Here is a 14,896-nt window from a genome sequence, read left to right as displayed (position 1 = left end):
GCTCAGTCCTGGCCCTCGGGGAGCGTCTCCAGCCTGGCGAGGACGGCCTCGAGCGGCTCGACGTCGCCGTACCGGGCGTCGATGTCGAACAGGTTCGCCGCGTGCGCCGACTCGGACCGGTCGCCCACGGCCTCGGCCGGGACGATGACGTGGTAGCCGCGGTTGAATGCGCTCTCGGCGGTCGCGCGGATGCAGCCGCTCGTGCTGCAGCCGACGACGATGGCGGTGTCCGCCTTGGCCGACGTGAGCATCGCCTCGACGTTGGTCCCGAAGAACGCCGACGCACGCGGCTTGACGACGAGCGGCTCGTCCGGCCGCCGTTCGAGCGCGGGGCGCAGCGTGACCCGCTCCGAACCGATGAGCATCTTCTCGCTGTGCGGGGTCTTGCGCCGGACGACCTCACCGATCTCGGCCAGACTGGGATCCCACGCCATGGTGGTGAAGATGACCGGCAGGCCCTTGCACCGGGCGACGCCGAGCAACCGCACCGTCGCGGCCTCGACGGCCGACAGGTCGGTGCCGATCTGCTCACCGGGGTCGGTCCACGCGCCGGCCATGTCGATGACCAGCAACGCGGGGCGCTCGCCCCAGCCGACCCGGCCCGCGAATCCTGCCGCCTCGTAGAACTCACGCAGGTCCGGATTCGCGAGGCTGTGCACGTACGTCTGACCTGTCTGGCCCATGTCGCTCCCTACGTCCAGCGGCCCGTTCGCCGCAGTGCGAGCAGCATGGCGGAGCAGTACGGCATGTGTCAATAGTGACCAACGTCTATCTCTTGTGAATCACGCCGGGTAGACGAAAGCGCCCCTCACCTGACGTTCCGCAGATGAGGGGCGCCCCGGTCACGAGACGAAGTCAGCGTGATGGTCGAGCACACGGTGGCTGGTGGCGACGGCAGGTTCAGTAGCGCAGCGCCTTGCCACCGTCGGCGATGATCTCCTGCCCCGTCACGAACGCCAGGTCGAGCGCAACGGTCGCGACGGCCTTGCCGATGTCCCCGGCGTCGGCGAGCCGCCCCAGCGGGACGTGGTCCACCTCGGCCTCGAAGTTTCTCCGAGCGTTCGCGGCGCCGACGAGCCGCTCGTGCCAGCCCGAGATCACGGTGCCGGGCGCGACGGCGTTGACACGCACCGTGGGAGCGAGGGCGACAGCCAGTGCTCGGGTCAGTTGCGCCAGCGCCGCCTTGCTCACGCTGTACGGCAACGAGCTGCCGACGACGCGGGTCGCGGAGATCGACGTGACGTTGACGATCGAGCCGTGACGTTCCTTGAGCGACTCCGCGAACGCCTGACAAACCCAGAACGTGCCCAGCACGTTGACGCCGAGCAGCTCGTCCCAGAGTTCCGGCGTCACCGCGTCGAGGTCGGCGAAGTCGATCTTCACGGTCGTCGCCGCGCTGTTCACCAGCACGTCGAGGCCGCCGCTGGTCTCCACCAGGTGCGCGGCGGCGCGGACGACGGCGTCACGGTCGGCGACGTCGACGCGAAGCGGGTACGCGGTGGCGCCCAGGGCGCGTAGCTCGACGGCGAGCTCCTCGGCTGCCTGGCCCGATCGTGAGTACCCGATGTGGATCTCCGCGATGCCGCGCCGCGCGAGCTCCAGGCAGGTCGCGCGGCCGATTCCGGTGGCGCCGCCCGTGACGAGAGCGACCCGGCCGGCGGCGCTCACGCGACACCCTCGGTGAGCGCGTCGGCGGCGCGGCGGTCGCCATCGGACATCGGCAACGCCACGGGAGCCCGACGTTCCTGCGCGAGGTAGACGCCCTTGACGACCTCGAGCGCCGCGAGGCCGTCACGACCGGTGACGGCCGGGGAACGACGCTCACGCACGGCGTCGAGGAACTCCGCGATCTGGCGACCATGGAACTCGGGCACGCTGGGACGTCCGGCCTCCTCCTCACGCCAGCTCTTCACGTGCTGTTCCTCTCCGTCGAACGTCCACAGGTCGTTGACGGCCTGCGCGAGTTCGGGATCTTCCGCGACGCCCACGCTGTGGCCTGCCGTGCCGTGGACCGCCAGCCGGAAGCCCGGCGCGCGGTGACGGACCGCGGGGCTGGGCGTCGAGGCGAAGCCGTTCTCGAACGTCGTCGTCGCCTGAACCGTCGCGATCGCACCGCTCTCATAGGTGACGACCGCGCCCGCGACGTCCTCGACGTCGATGTAGTCGGCGTGCTTCAGCGTCGCCCAGCGTCCATAGACCGAGGCCGGGGTGCCGAGCATCCAATTCATCATGTCGATGTAGTGGATGGCCATGGTGAGCAGCACACCGCCGCCCTCACCGGCCCACGAGCCGCGCCAGTCGTCCTGCTCGTAGTAACCGCGGTCGCGGCCGAGGTGCGCAAGGCACTCGGCGGCGACCACACGACCGAGGCGTCCTGCGGCGATCGCACGATGCATGCGCTCGACGGCCGGGACGAACCGGCGCTGGAAGACGGTCCCGAGCGCCACCCCGGCGTCGTCAGCCGCCACGACGAGTTCGTGGGCCTCGGTGAGCGATGTCGTCAGCGGCTTCTCGACCAGTACGGCGACGCCGGCGCCGATGACCCGCATCGCGGGCTCGAAGTGAGCCTTGTGCGGGGTGGCGACGAGGACGGCGTCGAGGTCCGCCTCCGCGAGCATGCGCTCGAGTGAGTCGTACGCCGTCGCGCCGGGAAACCGCTGGGCCAGCTCCTGCGCTCGCGCCAAGGATCGGGAGCACAGTCCGGCCACCTCGACGCCGGGCAGGGCGGCGGCGGCCTCGGCGTGAACCGTGCCGAACCTGCCCAGGCCGATGACACCGACACGCACGTCGCCGGTCATGAGCGCCCTCCGCGTGATTCCCGGACGATCCCGGCCTGCTGTGCGGCGGCCGCCAAGGTCTGATACGACGACTCGGCCGCCTTCACCTCGTCGAAGTCCGGCAGCGCCTGACGGCGAACGCTGATCTCGACCGAGACGGTTCCGCGATACCCGCCGCGGTGGAGCAGCCCCAGGAAGGCGGGGTAGTCGAACTCGCCCTCCCCCGGGATGAGGAAGTCGAACCCGTCGTCGGTGTGCCGGTGGTCCTTGACCTCGACCACGACGGCGTGCGGCAACAACGACGCCACGACGTCGGCCAGGGCGAAGTGGCGCACCGCGAAGTGGGAGATGTCGAGGTTGAGCCCGAGCGCCGGTGAGCCGACATCGGACAGAACCGCGATCGCCTGTTCCGGCGTCGAGACGACGGCGCCGGCGTGCGGTTCGAGGGCGACGGTGCAGCCGGCGGCGACAGCACGTTCGACGAGGTCCCCGAAACGGTCGGCGATGAGCGACCGGTCCGACTCCCAGCTGTCCTGGGCGATGATCGGCGGCGGGTTGCCCCCCAGCAACGGCGCCTTGGGCTTGTGCGCGCCCAGGCTGACCGGCAGCGCCCGTCCCCCGCCGAGGACCGCGGCCACCTCGAACGAGCGGATGAGCCGGCGGCGGCTGCCGGCCCACGTGTCCTCGTCGCACACCAACGGTGCGTTCGCGGTCACGCTGGAGATCTCGAGGCCGGCGGCGTCAGCGGCTGCTCGCCAGCGCCCGGCGTCGTCGTCGGTGGCGGTGAGCGCGTCGGTGGGCCACCCTTCGCAGACCGTGACCTCCACGCTGTCGTAGCCGATGCGCGACAGAGTTCGCACGGCCTGGTCGAACGGCAGGTTCGGCGTCGACCAGGTGTTGTACCCCAGCTTCATGGCGTCCTCTCCGGGCAGAGGAGCTGCTTGACGCCCGCGCTCGTACGCACCGCGTCGAACGCCGCCTGCCAGTCGCGCAAGGGATACCTGCGGCTGACGAGTGGCTCGAGGTCGACGAGCCTGTGGTCGAGTAGCCGCATCGCGCGATCCCAGGAGTCGGCCGTGCTGGCGAATCCGCCGGTGATGACGAGCTCGTGGAAGGAGACCAGTGCGAGGTCGACGGGAACCGCGTCGCCCCGCTGGCCGATCTGGACGTACCGGCCGCCCCTGCGGACCCGCTCGATCCCCAACGCCATGCCGGCGCCCGAGCCGGAGCACTCCAGGACGACGTCGACGTCGGCGGGCGCGTCCGCCGGGTCGGCGGCGACCGTGAACCCCAGCGCCCTGGCGACCTCCAGTCGTTCGGCGTCGGCCGGCGTGCCGAGCACAGCCGGCTCGCCACCCGAGACCCGAGCGACCTGCGCCGCGAGCAGCCCGATCGCTCCCGGCCCGATGACGAGGACGCGATCGCCCGCCCGCACTGCCGGCGTCGGCTGGAACAGCGAACGGCACACGCAGGCCAGCGGTTCGCTGAGCGCACCCGCCTCCGACGACACGTGCGCCGGCAGCCGGCGGGCGTTGCGGGCGGGTGCGACGACCTGCTCCGCGAACCCGCCGTCCGCCCCGGAACCGATCGACACTCGCGACCGGCAGCGATTCGGCGAACCACCGCGGCAGTCGCGGCACTCGCCGCAGGTCGAGAAGAAGGTCTCGAGAGCGACTCGCTCACCGACACGAGCCGGGTCGACGCCGGCGCCGACGGTGGCGATCGTGCCGCTGACCTCGTGCCCCAGCGTGACCGGGGGCCGCGAACCGTAGCTGCCGTCGAGGATGTGCAGGTCGGTGCCGCACAGACCCGCCGCGGCCACGTCGACCACGACCTGACCGGGCGCTGCCGTGGGTCGCGGGACGTCCTGCAGTTCGATGGCGCCGGGCTCGGGCCCCGTCTTGCGCAATGCCTGCATCAGCCGACTCGTGCTCCCATGTAGCGCAGCGCGCACGACCTGTACGTCGACGCGATCTGCTCGATGGCCTGTTCCCGCGCAAGCCTGCCATCCAGCCAGGACGCGACGGGACCGCCCCAGATGCTCCTCCCGATCGCGAACCCGCCGAAGCCGGGGGTGGCGGCTGCGACGTCGAGCCAATGGCCGACGACGTCGTTGGGCGCGCCGGCTCCCAGGACCACGCACGTGGCCTGCGGATTCGCGGCGACGGCCTGCGCGGCGACCTGTGCCGCCTCGTCGTGTGAGGAGATGCCCTCGACCTTCCACAGGTCCACGCGCACACCCGCGTTCTGCATCTCGGTCATCGACCCGCGCAACTCCTCGACGTCGACGGTGGGGATCTCCCCGGTGCCGCCGTCGCTCTGACCGACGATCAGCTCGAGCATGAAGCCGATCGACTGCTCGGCCAGGAACTCGGAGAGTTCGCGCAGCCTCGCGAGCTGTGTCTGCTTGGCCTCGGGAGCGTCTGTCGTGCGGTGGTGCACGAGCGCCTTGGCGTAGGCGGGCCGGAACTCCAGCAGATGCCGCCGGAAGTCGCCGCCGTACTCGAAGGTGAACACCGGCTCGAAGGCCCGTTCCACCGGCATCGACACCGGAACCCCGAGCGCGACGGCGCGCCGCGCGATGGGTGCGCCGAACTCCTCGTCGATGAGGATGCCGGGGCGCGTCCCGGCGAGCCCGCTCTCCACGGCGGCTTCGAACGCCTCGAAGATCAGCTCCTTCGACCGGCCGATCTCCTCGCGCGTCATCCCCGTGGAGCGCACTGAGGCGAACGCACGTTCGCGGTGATCGAACGCCAGCACTGCCATGGGCGGTCCTCCGTCGGCGACCGCCGTGCTCCCATCCGGCATGTTCATGAGGTGATGCTAACAGATTGTTAATATGTTTCTATGTGTGAACAGGTGCGGGCAGAGTTCGACGTCGTGACGGCCGGGCGGGCGGTCGTCGATCTCTATCCGGCGGAGGACGGTCGCCCGCCGAAGAACGTGGAGGCCTACCGCCAGTACCTCGGCGGATCGCCGACGAACGTCGCGGTCGCGGCGGCTCGGGCCGGCCTGCGCAGCGCGGTGGTGACCCGCACGGGCGACGACCTCTTCCACGACTTCGTGATCGATCAGCTCGAGACCTTCGGCGTCGACACCCGGTGGGTCCACGCCGTTCCCGGCCGCCGGACCACGCTCGCGGTGTGCGATCTCGAGAACCCCCACAGCCCCGGGCTGACCTTCTTCCGCGACACCCCACCGCCGGAGGACGCCCTCGACGTCGACGAGCTCGTGGCCGCCGGGGCCGCGTCGCGCGTCCTGTGGATCACGGCCTCCGGGTTCGCCACAGCCCGGTCGGCCGCCGCGCAGACCGCTGCGATCGCCACCGCACGCCAGGTCTTCCTGGACCTCGACTACCGGCCGGACTTCTGGCCGAGCGAGCACGCCCTGCACGATCGCCTGCTGCCAGTGCTACCCCAGGTCGATGCCGTGATCGGAAACCTGCACGAGGTGGCGATCGCGCTCGGCGAGACCGGGACACCGGAAGATCTCGCACGCCGGCTGCTGAGCAGGGGGCCGCGACTGGCCGTCGTCAAACAGGGAGCGGCCGGGGCGCTCGCCGCCACCCGCGAGCTCCTCGTCGAGCAGCCCGCGTTCCCGGTGCGGCCGGTCAACGGGCTGGGCGCCGGCGACGCGTTCGGCGGACTGCTCGTCAAGGGCGCCGTGGCCGGTTGGCCACTCGACGAGACGATGCGCCATGCCGCGGCCGCGGGGGCGATCGTGACGTCGCGGCGCGCATGCTCGGCCGCCATGCCCACGATGGCCGAGGTGGCCGAGCTGCTCGAGTCACACGCGCAGCGTCGGTGAACCGCCGGGCCCGCTACCGCCCCGCCTCCTTGTCTCAGCATGTGGCTCGCCGCTATTGTCACATTGAGTTGACATGTTGAACGTCAGAACAGGGTGAAGATGCCAGCAGGAGAAGCGGTAGTCCCAGTGGCTCTCGACCGCGCCTCGCCCATTCCGCTGTACTTCCAGCTCGCCGAGCAGCTGGCGGCGGCGATCTCAGGTGGACAGGCGCAGCCCGGCGACCCGTTCGAGAACGAGGTCGCCATGAGCGAACGGCTGGGCTTGTCTCGTCCGACGGTTCGGCGTGCGATCCACCACCTCGTCGACCAAGGTCTGCTCGTGCGCAGGCAGGGGCGCGGCACCTTCGTCACCAGTCGTCGAGTGCACCGGCGCGTGAGCAAGGGCAGCCTGTACGAGGACCTGTCGATTCAGGGCCGCAACCCCAGCACCAAGGTGCTCAGCCGGGCGAACGAGCGCTACCCGAAGGCGGCGGGGGCTCTCGACCTCGATCCGGAATCGGAGCTGCTCGCCCTGCGACGGCTGCGGTTCGCCGACGGCGAGCCGCTGGCCATCATGCAGAACTGGCTTCCGCCGCGGTTCATCTCGATCACGCAGGAACAGCTCGAGCAACGGGGCCTCTACTCGATGCTGCGCGATCACGGCGTCGGCTCCGTGGTCGCGCACCAGTCCATCTCGGCACGGCTGCCGACGGCGGAGGAGAGCGAGTTGCTCGAGATCTCCGGCCGGCTCCCCGTCATCGCCTTGAGCCGCACGGCATTCGAGCCGGGCGGCGCGCCGGTCGAGCATGCCGAGCACGTCTACCGGTCCGACGGCTACGCGATCGATCTCGTGCTCGAGGAGAACTGACGCACCACCCGGCAGCACCGGCACCGTCGCTCGTTAATATGTATTGACATATTAAGCTCTGGCCAATTAGCGTCAGGGTACGCGCGGCGTCGTCGTTCCCCCGGGCGGCCACCCGGCCCCCGGCCGCGGGAACCAGTTCGGCGTGGGTGCCGCGCGGCGTTGAACGAGAACCTAGGGAAGGTGCGGCAGCATGGAACGGATTCCCGTCGCGATCGTCGGCTGCGGCGGCATGGGGACACGCCACCTGTTCGGCCTGGCCGAACTCGAGCGGGCCGATCTGAATCCGTTCGACCTCGTTGCCGTCTGCGACGTCGACCCCGCTCGCGCCGAGCGCCTGGCCGATGAGGCGCAGGCGCGGCTCGGGCGCCGCCCGGCCCCGTGCGCCGACCTCGACTCGGCGCGGCGCCTCGGCGCGGTGGCGGTCGACATCACCACCGTGCCGCGGTTCCATCACAGCCTCGCCGCCGACGCGATGTCGCTCGGGCTCGACGTGATGGTGGAGAAGCCGGTCGGGCTCACGCTCGCGGCCGCCCGGCAGCTGAAGGACGCCGTCGCCGGGTCGGACCGGATCCTCAGCGTGGCCGAGAACTTCCGCCGCGACCCGACGAACCGCCTCGTCAAGGCCCTCATCGACGACGGCGTCCTCGGCGAGCCGCGCTACTTCCACCAGAGCTCCGGTGGCGGCGGCAACCTGATGGCGATCTCGATGTGGCGTCACCTGAAGGACGAGAGCGGCATCCTCTTCGACGCGGGCACGCACTACACGGACATGATGGAGTACTACCTAGGCCCCGTCGTCAGCGTCTACGCGCAGATGCGGCTGTTCGAGAAGATCCGCTACAACCCGGCGGCGACCGGCGGCGCCCCGGCCTCGAACCCCGGAGGCGTGTACGGCCAGTCCCAGGCGGCGATGCCGGCCGAGTTCGAGGCGACGGCCGACGACGCGCTGTTCGCCATGGTCAACTTCGCCTCGGGCGCCGTCGGGCAGTACGCCGAGAACCGCGCCGAGCACGGCCGTGAGAGCTGGGCCCGCAGCGTCCACGGCTCGGCGGGGGCGGTGGAGATTCCCAAGGACCGCAGCGGCCGGCCGCTCGTGCTGACCCTGGACCGCAGCAAGACCTACACGGGTGCGGAGATCCTCCCGCTGGTCCCGCGGTTCCGGCTCGACGACGTGACCGCCGCGCTGTTCGGCGGCCCGCAGGCGACCGCGTACGGCCTCGACTTCGAGACCGTCGACCGGCTCCTGCTCGCCGTGGAGTACGCCGAGTTCGGGAACGCCATCGCGACCCGCACCCCGCCGGAGGTCGGCCTCGAGGAGGGCATCCGGGCCATCGCGGTCTGCTACGCCATGATGGAATCCGGCGCCGCCGGGGGCCGCATCGTCACCGTCGACGACGTCCTCGACGGCTCCGTCGGCGACTACCAGGCCGGCATCGACGACGCCATCGGCCTCGGGGCGTAGCCCGTGGAGCGTTTCACCCCCATCGCCGACGGCGTCTTCCTGCTCAGGGTTCCGTTCACCGGCGTGTGGACCGGCGTCACGTTGGTGCTCGGCGACGGTCCACCGATCCTCGTCGACAGCGGGGGTTCCGGCGAGACCGTGGACTCCACGATCGTGCCGGCACTGGCCGAGCTGGGGCTCGAGCTCTCCGACGTCGGCTGGGTACTCGCCACCCACATCCACGGTGACCACGTCGGCGGCATCGCACGCATGCGCGAGATCGCACCGTCGATCAAACTGGGCGTGTTCTCCGAGTCGGCGGCACGCATGCGCGACCCGCTCGCGTACAGCCGTGAGATCCGCGCGAGGTTTCCCGAGCACAGCCCGGCGCCGCCGCCCGTGCTCGACGGCGTCGAGCCCGACCTCCTGTTCGACGACGGTGACCTGGTCGGCCCGCTGCGCGTGATCCACACGCCGGGCCACGACACCGATGCGTGCTGCTTCTTCGACGTCCGCTCCGGCACCCTGGTCACGGGCGATTCGCTGCAGCTCAACGGGACGATCTCGCAGGGCTGCGCGCTGTTGTTCGACCCGGCCCGGTACCTGGACTCGTTGCACCGCCTGCTGGCGCTGCCGGTGCGGAACATCGTCTGCGGGCACCCCTACCTGCCACTGGGCGAGACCGCCATCGGCGAGGAGGCGGCCCGCCGCTTCCTCGCCACCTGCATCGGCTGTTACGAGCACGATCGCGGGTTCGTGGCCGGGATGGCGGCGGCCGGTGTCACCGACCCGCATGCGGCCGCGCGGGCGCTGGTCGGCAGCGTCGGCGGGGTCGAGCCGGAGAAACTGTTCCTACCAATGCACACGGTCGCCGCCTACCAGGAGGCCGCCGAGGGAGAGCACACATGAAGGCCGCCCTGATCACCGGGGCCTCGCGCGGGATCGGCGCCGGCTGCGCGCTGGCGTTCGCCCGCGAGGGGTACCACGTCGGCGTCAACCACAGATCCTCGGCAGCGGACGCGGAGCAGGTCGCGCAGCAGTGCCGGGAGTTCGGTGTCGAGGCGGAGATCTTCGCCGCCGACGTCGCCGATGCGGGCGAGGCCCACGCCATGGTCGAGCGCTTCGTCGAACGCTTCGGGCGCATCGACGTGCTCGTCAACAACGCCGGCGGAGCGCTGCGCATGCCGCCCGGCGGCTTCATCGACATGCCGACCGAGTACTGGGACAGCCAGATCGCCCTCAACCTGAGCGCGGCGTCCTACTGCGCGCGTGCCGCGGCGAAGTCGATGGTCGCTCAGGAGGTGCACGGCGCCATCATCAACATCTCGTCGATCCACGGCGACGTCACCTGGGTCCGCCGCAAGGCGCTGCCGTACTCGGCCGCCAAGGCGGGGCTGAACATGATGACCAAGTCGCTCGGGGTGGAACTGATCGAGTACGGGATCAACGTCAACTGCATCGCCCCGGGCCTGATCCACACCAAGGCCCTCGACCGCTACTCCGAGCGCGACCTCAACGGCTTCAACCGCAAGATCCCCTTCGGGGGCGGCGGGACGCCCGCCGACATCGCGGAGCTCGCCGTGTTCCTGGCCGACGAGTCCAAGAGTCGCTTCATCGTCGGCCAGACGATCACCGTCGACGGCGGCCAGTCCATCGACGGCGCGATCGACTCCATGCTGGACGACCCCTTCTGAGGCGCCCCGGCGGCTCAGTCGCCGCGTACGACCGTCATCGCCACAGACTTGGTCACGGTCTCCCCCGGGTGGATCGTCAGCTCGGTGCCGGTGAGCCGGCGCGCCCGGTGCACCCCACTGGGATAGCCCGAGGCCGGCTCCAGCGCCAGCGAGTGCGCGGTCCCGTACCAGGGGTAGTCCTGTCGCCCGCCGGACTCGTACCAGTACCAGGCGAAGGGGAAGTCCTGCCTGCTCCAGGCCAGCTCCACCCCGAGCCCGAGCTCGGGGTTGTGGATCCGCGCGCGCACCTGCTCGTCCTCGAACGAGCCGAGGAACGCCAGCCGCGCCCCACCGCTCCCCGCGGCGTCGAGCCGGGAGAGATCGAGGTGGGCGCCGTCGACCTCGGTGTGCTCGGGCCAGCGTGGCGGCGCGGTGGTGGCCGGGATGTCGTCGGGCAGGTCCGGGTGCACCACGCATCCGGTGATCGCGACCGTGGTCGCCGGCCCGATCAGCGGTGCGCCGAACGCCGGGTGCTGACACCAGAGCACGTCGACGGGCCGCGCCCCCACGTGCGTCACGGACTCGGTGACCACGACCTGGTTGCCGGTGACGCGCACGAGCTTGCTGACGGTGAACGGGCTGCGGGCCAGCGCCGTCGTCAGGCGAACCCCGCCCGGCTCCGGTTCCCAGTCGAAGGGAGCGAGCCAGGTCTCGCCGTGGAAGCCCCAGTCGACGCCGTGCTCGACGCAGGCGCGGCCGGCGTTGGGGAACATCGTGTTCCAGCCACCACCGGAGCGGTCGAGGGCCAGCGCATCGGGCGCCCCGGGCATTGGCAGCGCCCACGGCGGCCGCAGACCCCAGCGCGGGGTCCACAGCAGCTCCACGTCGCCGGCGCGATCGCGGATCGAGGTGATGTCCGCGCCCTTGCCCGGAAGGACGGTGACCTCGAGATCGCTCGTCGACAGCCGCAGCGCCTCCCACCCGGAGACCGACGTGACCTGGTGCTCGGCGGCCGCAGCCGTCATGGTTCCTCCGTACGATTCGTCAACGTAGGCCGGCTCGCGCCATCGACTTCATGAAATGCCGCTGGAAGATCAGGAAGATGATCAGCACCGGGATGATCGAGGAGACCGAGCCGGCCAGCGCCGGCCCCAGCGACACCGTGCCGTCGTCCGACATGAAGCGGGTCAGCCCGAGCGGCACCGTGTACTTCGCCTCGTCCGTGATCATGATCAGTGCGCTCTCGTAGTCGTTCCACGTCGAGTCGAAGATCAGGATCGCCAGGGCGGCGAGCATCGGCCGCGCCAGGGGCAGGTAGATGTGGAAGAAGATCCGCCACTCGCTCGCACCGTCGATACGTGCGGCCTCACCGAGCTCGCGTGGCGCCGCGGCGAAATGCTGCCGCAGGAGGAACGTCGCGAAGACCGAGGCCAGGCCCGGAACGATCAGGGCCATGAGGGTGTCGTAGAGGCCGATCTGGCTGAAGAACATGAAGCGCGGCACCAGCAGCAACTGGGTCGGCACCATCGACGTGGCCAGGAAGGCGATGAACAGCACGTTCTGGCCCTTGAACTTCAGCTGCCCGAAGGCGTAGCCGGCGAGCGTGACCACGAAGAGCTGGCCGAGAATGGTCGCCACCACGACGATGGTGGAGTTGCTGAAGTAGCGCAGCATGGACCGTTCGCCGGTCCAGACGTCGATGAAGTTGTCCCACACCAGCGGATCCGGGATCCACTGCGTCGGCACCGAGAAGATGTCCCCGTTCCGCTTCAGTGCCGAGGACAGCATCCACAGGAAGGGTGTCAGGAACAGCAGCGCGAGCAGCGACATGATCAGCCCGCGGGTCCAGTACGCGATGCGTGCCCTGCGCCGGCGCCGGATCCGGCCCGGGTGGGGCGCGCGCTGCGCCGTCTCGACGGACGCCGTGCTCATTCGTGGCTCCTCATGTGTACAGTCCCCGGCCCCGCTGCAGACGGAACAGCCCCACCGACAGCACCAGCACGCCCAGCATGCTCATCACACCGATCGCCGCCGCGTAACCGAAGCGGTACGAGTGGAAGCCGGCCTCGTACATGTAGTACGAGAGCACGGTGGTCGAATCGCCCGGGCCACCTCCGGTCATGAACTGGATCAGTCCGAACGTCTGCGATCGCCCGATGAACGAGGTGATGAGCAGGAAGGTGAGGATCGGGACCAGCCCCGGGAGGGTGACGGTGGTGAACTGCCGGAACGCCCCAGCTCCGTCGATCTTGGCGGCCTCGTACAGCTCGGGCGGCATGTCCTGCAACGCCGCGATGACCAGGATCGCCACGTATCCGGCGCTGATCCACACCGACATGATCACGATCGCCGGCAGCGCCCAGTCCTGCGAGACGAACCACGTGGGCGGGTTCTCGATCCCGAGTGCGGTCAGCGCCTGGTTCACGGGTCCCGACGTCGGGTGGAGCAACGAGAGCCACACGGTCCCCGCCGCGATCGTGTTGACGAGGGCGGGAAGGAAGAAGATCGCCCGGATCAGGCCGCGCGCGGGCATCGGCTGGTTCAGCGCCAGGCCGAGCACCATCCCGACGGCGACCGTGAGCGGCGTCCCGATGCCGGCGTAGAACAACGTCCTGCCGATGGACGACCAGAACATGTCGTCCTGGAAGAGCTCCTGGAAGTTGGCCAGGCCGATCCACCGAATGCCCTCGATCCCGGAGACGACGTTCCAGTCGGTGAAGGCGATGAACAGGCCCGAGAACAGCGGGACCACCAGGAACGCCAGCACCAGGACGACGATCGGGACCAGGAACATCCACGGCACCCACCAGCGGTAGCCGTTGACGAGTCGGCCCGGTTTCCGGGCGCGGGACGGCTTCGCCGCCCCTCCGCTCGGCTTGGTCAGCTCTTCGGTTACAGTCACAGGTGTCATCCGTCAGGACAGCGCGGCGGCGATGGCCTCGTCGGCCTTCTGCTTCATCTCCGCGAGACCGTCGTCGATCGACTTGGTGCGCAACCGGATCTCGCCCTCGATCTGTTCCTTGATCTGGGAGATCTCGGTGTAGGCGGTCGTGATGCTGCGCACGGAGAGCGGCGGCTCCGGGGCGAAGAACGTCTTCTCGAACGCCTCGACGTCGAAGAGGGCGTCGGCGTCCGGGCCGAACAGGCTTTCGTACAGCTCGTCCGTCGGGTTGTCGTACTGCGCCGGCGAGACCTTGCCGGAGGGCGACATGAAGTGCGCTCCTTCGCCCATCCAGAACTTGACGAAGGTCCACGCCGCGGACTGGTACTGGCTCTTCGAGGAGATCTGGACGTCGTCGCCGCGCACGCCGGGATTGAAGTACGGCTCGCCGGTCACGAGACCCGGGTACGGCCGGAAGGTGGTGCGGAAGTCGTGCGGGTATTCCTCGAGGTTCTTGACGTACCGGATCGCGATCGTTCCGTCGAGCATCATGGCGAACGTTCCGTCGAGGAAGTAGTTCTGCGCGTAACCGCCGATGCCCTCGGCCGAGATCCGTTCCTGGGTGAAGATCGAGCCGTCGTCCTCCATCGCGAGGGTCTGCTCGAGCCGCTGCCGGAAGAGCGGGTGGTCGAAGTTGGACTCGGTGCCGCCCTCCTTGTAGAGGTAGTCACCGCCGAGGCCGGCGGCCGCATGCCGAGGCACGTTGTAGGCGCCGACGTCGAATCCGGCAGCCTTGAACTCCTGCGCGACCCGGTGATAGTCGTCCACCGTCCAGTCGTACGGGATCTCGATACCGGCGGCGTCCATCGCGTCCTGGTTGATGACGACGAAGTTCGGGAAGTGAGTCGTCGGGATCGAGTAGAGCTTGCCGTCGACCAGGGTGCTGATCGGCTCGTCCTGGACGAACGCCTTCGCCATGTCGTCCTGGCGCGCGAGGTCGGTGAGGTCCAGCGCAAGGCCTGCCTGCGAGCGACGGACCACGTCGACGGTCCCGTACGAGAAGAACACGTCGATCGGGACGCCACCCTGCAACGCGGTGTCGAGCTTGAGGATGCCCTGTTCGTCGTTGACGTACCGGACGTACTCGACCTTGATGCCGGGGTACTTCTCCATGAACGCGGCGACCAGTTCCTGCGGACCGCTCTCGGGCGCCACACCACCCCAGACGACCAGCTCGCCCTCGTCCGCGGACCCCTGATCGTCGGGCGGGTTCGCGCTCCCGCCGCCACCGTCGCCGGAGCCGCCGCAGGCCGAGAGCAGGCTCGATCCCGCCATGAGCCCGAGGGCTCCACCCAGCAGACCGCGCCGGCTGAGCTGTCGATTGCTGCTGACCACCGTCAGACCTCCTTGTCCGGACAGCACCGACGTGCGGGACGCACACCTGACGCTGCTGCTGATTGAGGCAGCATAT

15 protein-coding genes are annotated in these 14,896 nt (G+C 69.8%); 5 read left to right on the top strand and 10 right to left on the bottom strand.

The genetic code is table 11. The features are described from left to right. Positions 1 to 2: 2 nt before the first annotated feature. The 6 genes from BLU82_RS05510 to BLU82_RS05485 all read right to left on the bottom strand — a co-directional run bounded on the left by BLU82_RS05510 (position 3) and on the right by BLU82_RS05485 (position 5,591). A complete protein-coding gene (locus BLU82_RS05510; RefSeq protein ID WP_092616703.1) occupies positions 3 to 683 on the bottom strand; it encodes an isochorismatase family protein in 681 nt (226 codons plus the stop codon). Positions 684 to 900: 217 nt separating this feature from the next. Next, positions 901 to 1,668 (bottom strand): SDR family NAD(P)-dependent oxidoreductase, encoded by a 768-nt coding sequence (locus BLU82_RS05505; RefSeq protein ID WP_092616700.1) that lies wholly within the window; start codon positions 1,666 to 1,668, stop codon positions 901 to 903. Then, complete coding sequence (locus tag BLU82_RS05500; RefSeq protein ID WP_092616697.1) at positions 1,665 to 2,798, bottom strand: Gfo/Idh/MocA family protein; 1,134 nt, start codon at positions 2,796 to 2,798, stop codon at positions 1,665 to 1,667. Before BLU82_RS05500 ends, BLU82_RS05505 begins: the two co-directional genes overlap by 4 nt. Beyond that, positions 2,795 to 3,691 carry a sugar phosphate isomerase/epimerase gene (locus tag BLU82_RS05495; protein WP_092616693.1) on the bottom strand — a complete coding sequence of 299 codons (897 nt, stop codon included), beginning with the start codon at positions 3,689 to 3,691 and terminating at the stop codon, positions 2,795 to 2,797. Before BLU82_RS05495 ends, BLU82_RS05500 begins: the two co-directional genes overlap by 4 nt. After that, the gene (locus BLU82_RS05490) at positions 3,688 to 4,695 is read right to left on the bottom strand and encodes a zinc-binding dehydrogenase (protein WP_092616690.1); all 1,008 of its coding nucleotides are present in this window, start codon (positions 4,693 to 4,695) and stop codon (positions 3,688 to 3,690) included. The genes BLU82_RS05495 and BLU82_RS05490 overlap by 4 nt, the downstream gene beginning before the upstream one ends. Beyond that, positions 4,695 to 5,591: a 2-deoxy-5-keto-D-gluconate 6-phosphate aldolase domain-containing protein gene (locus tag BLU82_RS05485; protein ID WP_092616687.1), complete on the bottom strand. Its 897-nt coding sequence runs from the start codon at positions 5,589 to 5,591 to the stop codon at positions 4,695 to 4,697. Before BLU82_RS05485 ends, BLU82_RS05490 begins: the two co-directional genes overlap by 1 nt. A 33-nt stretch (positions 5,592 to 5,624) precedes the next feature. Between BLU82_RS05485 and BLU82_RS05480 the strand changes: the two genes are divergently transcribed. The 5 genes from BLU82_RS05480 (at position 5,625) to BLU82_RS05460 (ending at position 10,565) form a co-directional block, all read left to right on the top strand. After that, positions 5,625 to 6,584 (top strand): PfkB family carbohydrate kinase, encoded by a 960-nt coding sequence (locus tag BLU82_RS05480; RefSeq protein ID WP_092616684.1) that lies wholly within the window; start codon positions 5,625 to 5,627, stop codon positions 6,582 to 6,584. Between the two features lie 126 nt (positions 6,585 to 6,710). Continuing rightward, on the top strand, positions 6,711 to 7,430 hold the full coding sequence (locus BLU82_RS05475; protein WP_197682753.1) for a GntR family transcriptional regulator: 720 nt from the start codon (positions 6,711 to 6,713) through the stop codon (positions 7,428 to 7,430). Positions 7,431 to 7,620: 190 nt separating this feature from the next. After that, positions 7,621 to 8,892, top strand: coding sequence for a Gfo/Idh/MocA family protein (locus BLU82_RS05470; protein WP_092616681.1), 1,272 nt, complete (start codon positions 7,621 to 7,623; stop codon positions 8,890 to 8,892). A gap of 3 nt (positions 8,893 to 8,895) precedes the next feature. Then, a complete protein-coding gene (locus BLU82_RS05465; RefSeq protein ID WP_092616678.1) occupies positions 8,896 to 9,780 on the top strand; it encodes an MBL fold metallo-hydrolase in 885 nt (294 codons plus the stop codon). Beyond that, positions 9,777 to 10,565: an SDR family NAD(P)-dependent oxidoreductase gene (locus BLU82_RS05460; protein ID WP_092616675.1), complete on the top strand. Its 789-nt coding sequence runs from the start codon at positions 9,777 to 9,779 to the stop codon at positions 10,563 to 10,565. Before BLU82_RS05465 ends, BLU82_RS05460 begins: the two co-directional genes overlap by 4 nt. Positions 10,566 to 10,579: 14 nt before the next feature. Here BLU82_RS05460 and BLU82_RS05455 read toward each other — a convergent pair whose 3' ends face one another. Genes BLU82_RS05455 through BLU82_RS05440 form a run of 4 tightly spaced genes read right to left on the bottom strand, consistent with a single transcriptional unit; the run spans position 10,580 to position 14,760 of the window. Continuing rightward, positions 10,580 to 11,569, bottom strand: a complete 990-nt coding sequence (locus tag BLU82_RS05455) for an aldose 1-epimerase (RefSeq protein WP_092616672.1) — start codon at positions 11,567 to 11,569, stop codon at positions 10,580 to 10,582. Between the two features lie 19 nt (positions 11,570 to 11,588). Continuing rightward, the gene (locus tag BLU82_RS05450) at positions 11,589 to 12,476 is read right to left on the bottom strand and encodes a carbohydrate ABC transporter permease (protein WP_092616669.1); all 888 of its coding nucleotides are present in this window, start codon (positions 12,474 to 12,476) and stop codon (positions 11,589 to 11,591) included. A gap of 10 nt (positions 12,477 to 12,486) precedes the next feature. Beyond that, positions 12,487 to 13,446: a carbohydrate ABC transporter permease gene (locus BLU82_RS05445; RefSeq protein WP_197682752.1), complete on the bottom strand. Its 960-nt coding sequence runs from the start codon at positions 13,444 to 13,446 to the stop codon at positions 12,487 to 12,489. 12 nt (positions 13,447 to 13,458) lie between these two features. Continuing rightward, on the bottom strand, positions 13,459 to 14,760 hold the full coding sequence (locus BLU82_RS05440; RefSeq protein ID WP_092616663.1) for an ABC transporter substrate-binding protein: 1,302 nt from the start codon (positions 14,758 to 14,760) through the stop codon (positions 13,459 to 13,461). Positions 14,761 to 14,896 lie beyond the last annotated feature (136 nt).

The organism is Jiangella sp. DSM 45060, assembly GCF_900105175.1.
GTDB lineage: Bacteria > Actinomycetota > Actinomycetes > Jiangellales > Jiangellaceae > Jiangella.
The sequence above is the reverse complement of the archived record's forward strand: the minus strand, read 5'-3'. Positions and strand labels throughout refer to the sequence as shown.